This is a genomic window from Lysobacter enzymogenes (assembly GCF_017168095.1).
Taxonomy (GTDB): Bacteria; Pseudomonadota; Gammaproteobacteria; order Xanthomonadales; family Xanthomonadaceae; genus Lysobacter; species Lysobacter enzymogenes_D.
Genome location: NZ_LXSD01000011.1, coordinates 1 through 6,776, shown reverse-complemented (window position 1 = coordinate 6,776; position 6,776 = coordinate 1). Strand labels below are relative to the sequence as shown.

General features: G+C 70.4%; 7 protein-coding genes and 2 pseudogenes. 2 read left to right on the top strand and 7 right to left on the bottom strand.

Annotated elements, in window-relative coordinates:
- Positions 1-29: 29 nt before the first annotated feature.
- Positions 30-332: a hypothetical protein gene (locus A7A76_RS00290; protein ID WP_206409310.1), complete on the bottom strand. Its 303-nt coding sequence runs from the start codon at positions 330-332 to the stop codon at positions 30-32.
- A 216-nt stretch (positions 333-548) separates the two neighbouring features.
- Between A7A76_RS00290 and A7A76_RS00285 the strand changes: the two genes are divergently transcribed.
- Positions 549-1,985 (top strand): amino acid permease, encoded by a 1,437-nt coding sequence (locus A7A76_RS00285; RefSeq protein ID WP_206409309.1) that lies wholly within the window; start codon positions 549-551, stop codon positions 1,983-1,985.
- A gap of 108 nt (positions 1,986-2,093) precedes the next feature.
- Here the strand turns inward: A7A76_RS00285 and cfa are convergent, their stop codons facing one another.
- Positions 2,094-3,239, bottom strand: coding sequence for a cyclopropane fatty acyl phospholipid synthase (gene cfa, locus A7A76_RS00280; protein ID WP_206409308.1), 1,146 nt, complete (start codon positions 3,237-3,239; stop codon positions 2,094-2,096).
- A 346-nt stretch (positions 3,240-3,585) separates the two neighbouring features.
- On the opposite strand from cfa, the gene A7A76_RS26140 reads away from it, so the two are divergent.
- Positions 3,586-3,768 carry a DUF6053 domain-containing protein gene (locus tag A7A76_RS26140; protein WP_428995058.1) on the top strand — a complete coding sequence of 61 codons (183 nt, stop codon included), beginning with the start codon at positions 3,586-3,588 and terminating at the stop codon, positions 3,766-3,768.
- Here A7A76_RS26140 and A7A76_RS00275 read toward each other — a convergent pair.
- The 5 genes and pseudogenes from A7A76_RS00275 to A7A76_RS00260 all read right to left on the bottom strand — a co-directional run.
- Positions 3,738-4,577: a DUF3298 and DUF4163 domain-containing protein gene (locus tag A7A76_RS00275; protein ID WP_206409307.1), complete on the bottom strand. Its 840-nt coding sequence runs from the start codon at positions 4,575-4,577 to the stop codon at positions 3,738-3,740. The genes A7A76_RS26140 and A7A76_RS00275 overlap by 31 nt on opposite strands.
- A 135-nt stretch (positions 4,578-4,712) precedes the next feature.
- Positions 4,713-5,426: a pseudouridine synthase gene (locus A7A76_RS00270; RefSeq protein WP_206409306.1), complete on the bottom strand. Its 714-nt coding sequence runs from the start codon at positions 5,424-5,426 to the stop codon at positions 4,713-4,715.
- A 154-nt stretch (positions 5,427-5,580) separates the two neighbouring features.
- Positions 5,581-5,664: pseudogene (locus A7A76_RS26135) on the bottom strand (DUF6053 domain-containing protein); the annotation flags it as partial.
- Positions 5,665-5,708: 44 nt separating this feature from the next.
- On the bottom strand, positions 5,709-5,984 hold the full coding sequence (locus A7A76_RS00265; RefSeq protein ID WP_206409305.1) for a GNAT family N-acetyltransferase: 276 nt from the start codon (positions 5,982-5,984) through the stop codon (positions 5,709-5,711).
- A gap of 141 nt (positions 5,985-6,125) precedes the next feature.
- Positions 6,126-6,776: pseudogene (locus A7A76_RS00260) on the bottom strand (hypothetical protein); the annotation flags it as partial.

Below are 6,776 nucleotides of genomic sequence, written 5' to 3'. Positions count from 1 at the left end.
GCGCGACGGCCGCCGCCGAGGCCGCGCCGTCAGCGGCCGGCTTCGCCGACCCCGGTCACGGTGACGGTGCCGCCGACCGCGGTCGTGACGATGCGGTCGGGCGAGGCGCTGCCGCCGGGCAACACCGTCACCGCGTTGGCGCCGCCGCCGCGTTGGGCTTCGATGGCGGCCGCCTGGACCGCTTGCAGCCACTGATCGACCTGGTCGGCCTTGGCCGGCTCGGTCTGCTCGGCCACCCCCGCGAGTTCCTCGATCACCGCGGAGGCCACGACCGGATTGGACAGCTGCTGGATCTGCTCGTCGGTGACGAGATTGATGAATTGATAAGGCATGGATGCTCCTGGCGATGCGCGCGGAAACCGCCGCGCCTGCGGGGCGCCCGCGGACCGGACGCCTCGCCTTGCTCAACGGCCGGACGCCGCCGCGGTGAAGCCGCCGCGGTCCGCCGGCCGCACTGCGGCCTCGGGCCGGCCCGCCTCCATGCGCCACCGTCCGCCGCGCACCCGCGCAGCCGCTATGATTCGGCGGACATTCGGAAGGAGCGCTCGATGAGCCTGGTCGCCAAGATCCTGCGGCACAAATCGGTGGAACAACTACAGGCGGAGGCCGGCAAGCGCTCGGACTTCCGCCGCGTGCTCGGGCTGTGGCAGCTCACCGCGATCGGCATCGGCGGCATCATCGGCGTCGGCGTGTTCGTGCTCGCCGGCCACGAGGCCGCGGCCAACGCCGGCCCGGCGGTGGCCCTGGCGTTCCTGATCGCCGGCATCGCCAGCGCCGCCGCAGCGCTGTGCTACGCCGAATTCGCCGGCATGATCCCGGTCACCGGCAGCGCCTACACCTACAGCTACGCCACCCTGGGCGAACTGGCGGCGTGGCTGATCGGCTGGGACTTGCTGCTGGAATACGCGCTGATCGTGGCGGTGGTGGCGATCGGCTGGTCCGGCTACGTGCAGGTGCTGCTGGAAGGCGCCGGCATCGAACTGCCGGTGTGGGCGCAGGGCGCCTACGGCACCGGCGAGGGCCGGGTGTTCAACCTGATCGCCGCGCTGGTGACCCTGGCGGTCTCGGCGCTGCTGGTGTTCCGCACCGAATGGGGCGCGCGCTTCAACACCCTGATCGTGGCGATCAAGGTGCTGGCGGTGGTGCTGGTGATCGGCGTGGGCGTGTTCTACATCAACACCGCCAACTGGGTGCCGTTCGTTCCCGAGCGCATCGTCGACGAACACGGCGTCGGCCACTTCGGCTGGCAGGGCGTGGGCACGGCCGCGGCGGTGGTGTTCTTCGCCGTGTTCGGCTACGACACCCTGACCACGGCGGCGGAGGAATCCAAGAACCCGCAGCGCGACCTGCCGCGCGCGGTGCTGCTGTCGCTGGGCGTGTCGATGGTGCTGTACCTGGCGGTGTCGCTGGTGCTGACCGGCATCGCCCACTACTCCACCCTCGGCGGCGACGCGCCGGTGTCGGACGCCTTCGCCGCGCTGGGCCTGCCGTGGATCGCCAAGACCATCGCGTTCTCGGCCGTGGTCGGCATCGCCAGCGTGCTGTTCGCCTTCATGCTCGGCGCGGCGCGGATCTGGTTCTCGCTCTCGCGCGACGGCCTGCTGCCGGGCTGGTTCGCCAAGATCCATCCCAAGTACGGCACCCCGCACCGCCCGACCATCGCCCTGGGCGTGTTCACCGCGCTGGTCGCCGGCTTCCTGCCGATCGGCGAGGTCGCCAAGCTGGTCAACATCGGCGTGCTCTCGGCCTTCATCATCATCTGCGCGTCGGTGTGGGTGCTGCGGGTGCGCAAGCCGAACCTGGAGCGCAGCTTCCGCACCCCGCTGGTGCCGCTGATCCCGATCGTCGGCATCGCCTTCTCGATCTGGCTGCTGGCCGAGCTGGCGGCGATCACCTGGCTGATCTTCCTGATCTGGGTGTCGCTGGGGTTGCTGGTGTATTTCGCGTATGGCATTCGCCACAGCAAGCTGGCGCAGGAGCAGTAAGCCGGAAACGAGTGGAGAGGAACGAGGAACGAGGAACGAGTAAGAGCCAAAGCCGGTTCGCTCTTGCTCGTTTCTCGTTTCTCGCTTCTCTTCACTCGTTCCCAAGTTTCACCGCGGCGCCACATATCCCCCCGGCACGCCCTCCGGCGACAGCACCAGCTGCCACAACTGCGCATGCCGGGTGCGGAACGTCGCCATCGACGCGGCGAGGTAGAAGCGCCACATTCGCCGGAAACGCTCGTCGTAGCGCGCGTCGAGCCTGTCCCAGGCCGCTTCCACGTTCGCCCGCCACGCCTGCAGGGTCAGGTCGTAGTCGGCGCCGAAGTTATGCCAGTCCTCGATCACGAAACGGTTTTCGACGTGCTCGGCGATCTGCCGCGCCGAGGGCAGCATCGAATTGGGGAAGATGTACTTGGCGATCCACGGGTCGGTGTGGCTCACCGACTTGTTGCCGCCGATGGTGTGCAGCAGGAACAGCCCGCCGCCCTCGCTGGCGCGGTCCAGGCAGCGCAGCGCCACGTCGAAGTAAGCGCTGTAGTTCTTGACCCCGACGTGTTCGAACATGCCCAGCGAGAAGATCCGGTCGAAGCGCTGGTCGAGGTCGCGGTAATCCTGCAGGCGGATCTCCACCGGCAGGCCGGCGCACAGCTCGCGCGCGAACTCGGCCTGCTCGTGCGACACGGTCACCCCCACCCCGACGATGCCGTAGCGCTCGGCGGCGAACTTCAAGGCCTCGCCCCAGCCGCAGCCGATGTCGAGCACGCGCATGCCGGGCTTGAGGCCGAGCTTGCGGCAGACCAGATCGAGTTTCGCCTCCTGGGCCGCGTCCAGGTCGCGCAGCGGCGCGCCGTTGCGGTCGCGCCAGTAGCCGCAGCTGTACACCAGCCGCTGGCCGAGCATGGCGCGGTAGAGATCGTTGCCCAGGTCGTAATGGCGCTCGCCGACGGTGAAGCTGCGGCGGTGGCTCTGCAGGTTGATCAGGTGCGCGCGCAGGCCGTCGAGGATCGCCGCCCAGCCGTGCACTTGTTCGTCGACGTGGGCGCGCATCAACCGTTCGAGCAGGCCGTCCAGCGATTGCGCGCGCCACACGCCGTCCATGTAGGTCTCGCCCAGGCCCAGCGAGCCCTGCGCGATCACCCGCGGGTAGAACGACTCGTCCTCGACCTGCAGATCCCAGGGCCGGTCGCCGCCGATGCGGATGTCGGCCTGTTCCAGCAATCCTTCGACTCGTTGATGCAGCGACGCAAGCGACATGGCGACCTCATGCTCGGGGGCGAAGCCCGGTGGGTGCTCGACGACCGTGGCGATGTCTGCGGCGCGCCGGCGGCGCGCTGCGCTCGTCCTGAGACGACGGCCCGCTGCGGCGGGCTTCCGAAGGCGCCTGGCGCGTGGCCCGATGAGGCCGGTCGCGCGGGCGGCGCCGCGAATTCACCATAACAAAGCGCGCGCGGCGGCGATGTGCCCGAACCTGCCGCGAACGGCGAACGCTGCGTTGCCGCGATGGCGCGACTGGGCGATTGCGGGGTTTTCGCGCCCGGCATCGCGTCGGCGGTAAAAGACCTTCAGGCACCGGCTGTGGAAGACCTTTCAGGCACCGACTGTGGGAGGGCCTTCAGGCCCGACGCTTTTGTCCCGGATCGCGGCGATCCGAGCGAAAGGCGTCGGGCCTGAAGGCCCTCCTACAGTCGGCCTTGCGTGCGCCGCCAGACCTGTATCCGACCATCGGCGCCGCGAACGCCGCCGCGCCGCGGCTCAAACCCCGCCGAGGAACAGCCCGCGATAGGCCGGCGCCAGATGCGGCAGCAGCACCGAAGCCGGCACTTCCACCGTCTGGGTGCCGTCCGAATACGGGCCGACCTCGTAGGGCGCGAACACGAACTTGAGCGCGCTGATCTTGCCGTCAGCGCCGCGCACCGGTTCGAACATGGCGAAATTGGCTGGGTCGGCGCCGGTGCCGTCGTCGATCATGCGCCCGCCCGTCTCGATCTGCTCGGCGCGCACCGCCGGGGCCAGGTCGTCGGCGTCGATGCGCTGCGACAGCGCCGAGTGCAGCTGCTCGCGAACGTACTGCGAGACCGCGGCCCAGCCGGCCTTGTCCGGCACCAGTTCCTGCGCGGTCAGCAGCTTGTTCTGCTTGGGCAGCCAGACGAAGCGCGCGATCAGCGGCGCGGCGTGGGCGCCGCCGGTGTAGCTGCTGCCGTCGGCCGAGACCGCCATCAGGTCGGGCGAATCGACCACGTCGTCGAAAGTCAGCGACAGCTCGTACGGCGAGGGATTGTCCTTGGCGGTGCGGCCGCTGGCGGCGTCGATGAGTTCGGCGCGGGCGTCGTCGGCGTAGCGCTTGAGCTCGCGCGCCAGACCCGGGTACTTGGCCGCCTGGGTCGCGTAGGTGATGCCGACGACATAGCCCGGCGTGGTCTCGACCACTTCCTTGAGTTCGACCGGCGCCGTCGCGGTATCGACCACCGGCGCAGGCAGCGCCGCGGTCTGCGCGGGCGCGCTGGACTGGCTGGTCGCGGGCGTGTCGGCTTGCTTCTTGCAGGCCGCCAGGGCCAGGGCCAGCACACAGACGGCGGCGGTGACGCGCTTCATGCAGCGATCCTTATCGAAAGTACGTCCGTGGGGTTTGCGCGCGACATTATCGCCCAAGGCGTGACGCCGGCATCTAGGCCGCGGCGTCCGTCCGGGATCATGCGGGCCGCGTCCGCAGGCGCGTTTGCCCGGCGTTCACCACTGCGTGCGTTGCGGCAGCAGGCCTTGCAGTTCCGGGTCGGTGAGGTTGCGCCACTGGCCCGGCTTGAGGTGGCCGAGCTTGACGTTGCCGATGCGCACGCGCAGCAGTTGCTTGACCCGGAAACCGAAGTGCGCGGCCATCAGCCGGATCTGCCGGTTGAGGCCCTGCACCAGCACGATGCGGAAACCGAAGCGACCGAGCTTGCCGGTCTTGCACGGCAGCGTGGTCTGGCCGTGGATCGGCACGCCGCGGCCCATGCCGCGCAGGAATTCCGGGGTGACTTCGTGGTTGACCGCGACCAGGTATTCCTTTTCCAGCTTGTTCTCGGCGCGCAGGATCTCGTTGACGATGTCGCCGTTGCTGGTCAGCAGGATCAGCCCTTCCGAATCCTTGTCCAGGCGGCCGATCGGGAAGATGCGCCGATCATGGCCGACGAAGTCGACGATGTTGTCCTTGACCCCGGATTCGGTGGTGCAGACCACGCCGACCGGCTTGTTGAGCACGATGTAGACGTGCTGGCGCTTGCCCTTGACCGCGGCGCGCACGCGCAGGATCTCGCCGTCCACGCGCACTTCGTCGCCCTCGCCCACCTCGCTGCCGACCCGGCCGCGCAGGCCGTTGACGGTGACCCGGCCCTCGGCGATGAGGCGGTCGGCCTCGCGGCGGGAGCAGAAACCGGTGTCGCTGATGTGTTTGTTCAGGCGCATGGGCGAAGCATGCCGGAAAACCGGCCTGCGGAAGGCGTGGGGGGCGCGTAGGCTGGCACAGTCGCGCGGCGAAGGCGAGTGCGGCGGCGGGCGACGCGGCGCGGGCGGACGGTTTCGGGCCGATTTCGGCCCGATCTCGCGGAGCCCGGACGCTTGTGGGAGGGGCTTCAGCCCCGATGCTTTTGTGCCGGATCGCGATGTCCTGAGCCGAAAGCATCGGGGCTGAAGCCCCTCCCACAGCCGTATTTCGGCTTCGCGCGGCGTCGGCCGCGCCGGGCCGGCTCAGGCCAGCAGCTGCGAGTACTCCGGGTGGCGCTCGGCCCAGGCCGCAGCGTAGGAACACGCCGGCCGCACCTTCAGCCCGGCCCCGCGCGCGTACTCGAACGCGGCGCGGACCAGGTCGCTGGCGATGCCGCGGCCGCCGATGGCCTCGGGCACGCCGGTGTGGGCGATGACGAGCTGGTCGCCGCGCAGTTGGTAATCGAGTTCGGCTTCGACGCCGTCGACGATGGTGGTGAAGCGCTGCTGCGCGGGGTCGTGGTTCACGGCAACGGGCATGGTCGGCTCCTGCTTCTGTACGGATTCGGTCTGTACGGATTCGGTCGCTGCGCGCCGGGCGGCGGGCCGCCACGGCTGCGGGGCAGCGCACGGGCGCGCCGGAGCCGGCACCGCCGCGGACGGCGATGCCGGCGGACGGGCTCAGCGGTTGTCGCGCTTGCCCTGGTTGTGGCGGTCCTGAGTGCCGATCGAACCCTGGATCGCGTCCATCCGGCTCTCGGCCGCATGCAGTTCGCCGGCCTTGTGCGCGGCGCTCTCGGACTGCGGGCCCGGCGCCGGCACGTGGCCGTGGCCCGGATCGAGCTGCTGCCACGGCTGCGGCTCGCGCGCGGCTTCCTGCTTGGCCTGCAGCAGGCGGCGGGTGTTTTCCAGCGCCTGTTCCGGGGTGATGTGCGCGGCGGCTTCGTCGTCGGCTGCGGTCGAATCGGCGTGCCCGGCCGGTTCGGCCGCGGCGGTGTCGGCGCCGGCGGTCTCGTCGTTATCGGCCGCGGTGGCGGCGTCCAGCGCGGTTTCCGCCGCGCCCTGGGCCACCGCGCTCGGGGCGGCGGCGGGCTCGTCGGCCTGATGCGACTCGGCCTGCAGCGCCGGTGCGGCGGCTTCGGCCGCGGCGCCCGCGGCGACCAGCGAGCCGGCCGGCAACGAAGACGGCGCTTCAGGCGCTGGCTTGGCCTTGGGCTTGCGTTCGGCCTTGGGCTTGGCCGCCGCAGCGGCGGGTTCGGCGAACAGTTCGCCGCTGCGCTGCGGCGCGTCCTGCGCTGGCGCGCTCGGCGCGGGCTTGGGTTCGGCGCGCGG

What these genes read in the sequence shown, in the direction of transcription:
- A7A76_RS00285 (WP_206409309.1), top strand. Translation starts at nt 549, where the DNA reads ATGAGCCTGGTCGCCAAGATCCTGCGGCACAAATCGGTGGAACAACTA.
- A7A76_RS00275 (WP_206409307.1), bottom strand. Translation starts at nt 4,577, where the DNA reads ATGAAGCGCGTCACCGCCGCCGTCTGTGTGCTGGCCCTGGCCCTGGCG.
- A7A76_RS00265 (WP_206409305.1), bottom strand. Translation starts at nt 5,984, where the DNA reads ATGCCCGTTGCCGTGAACCACGACCCCGCGCAGCAGCGCTTCACCACC.
- A7A76_RS00270 (WP_206409306.1), bottom strand. Translation starts at nt 5,426, where the DNA reads ATGCGCCTGAACAAACACATCAGCGACACCGGTTTCTGCTCCCGCCGC.
- A7A76_RS00290 (WP_206409310.1), bottom strand. Translation starts at nt 332, where the DNA reads ATGCCTTATCAATTCATCAATCTCGTCACCGACGAGCAGATCCAGCAG.
- cfa (WP_206409308.1), bottom strand. Translation starts at nt 3,239, where the DNA reads ATGTCGCTTGCGTCGCTGCATCAACGAGTCGAAGGATTGCTGGAACAG.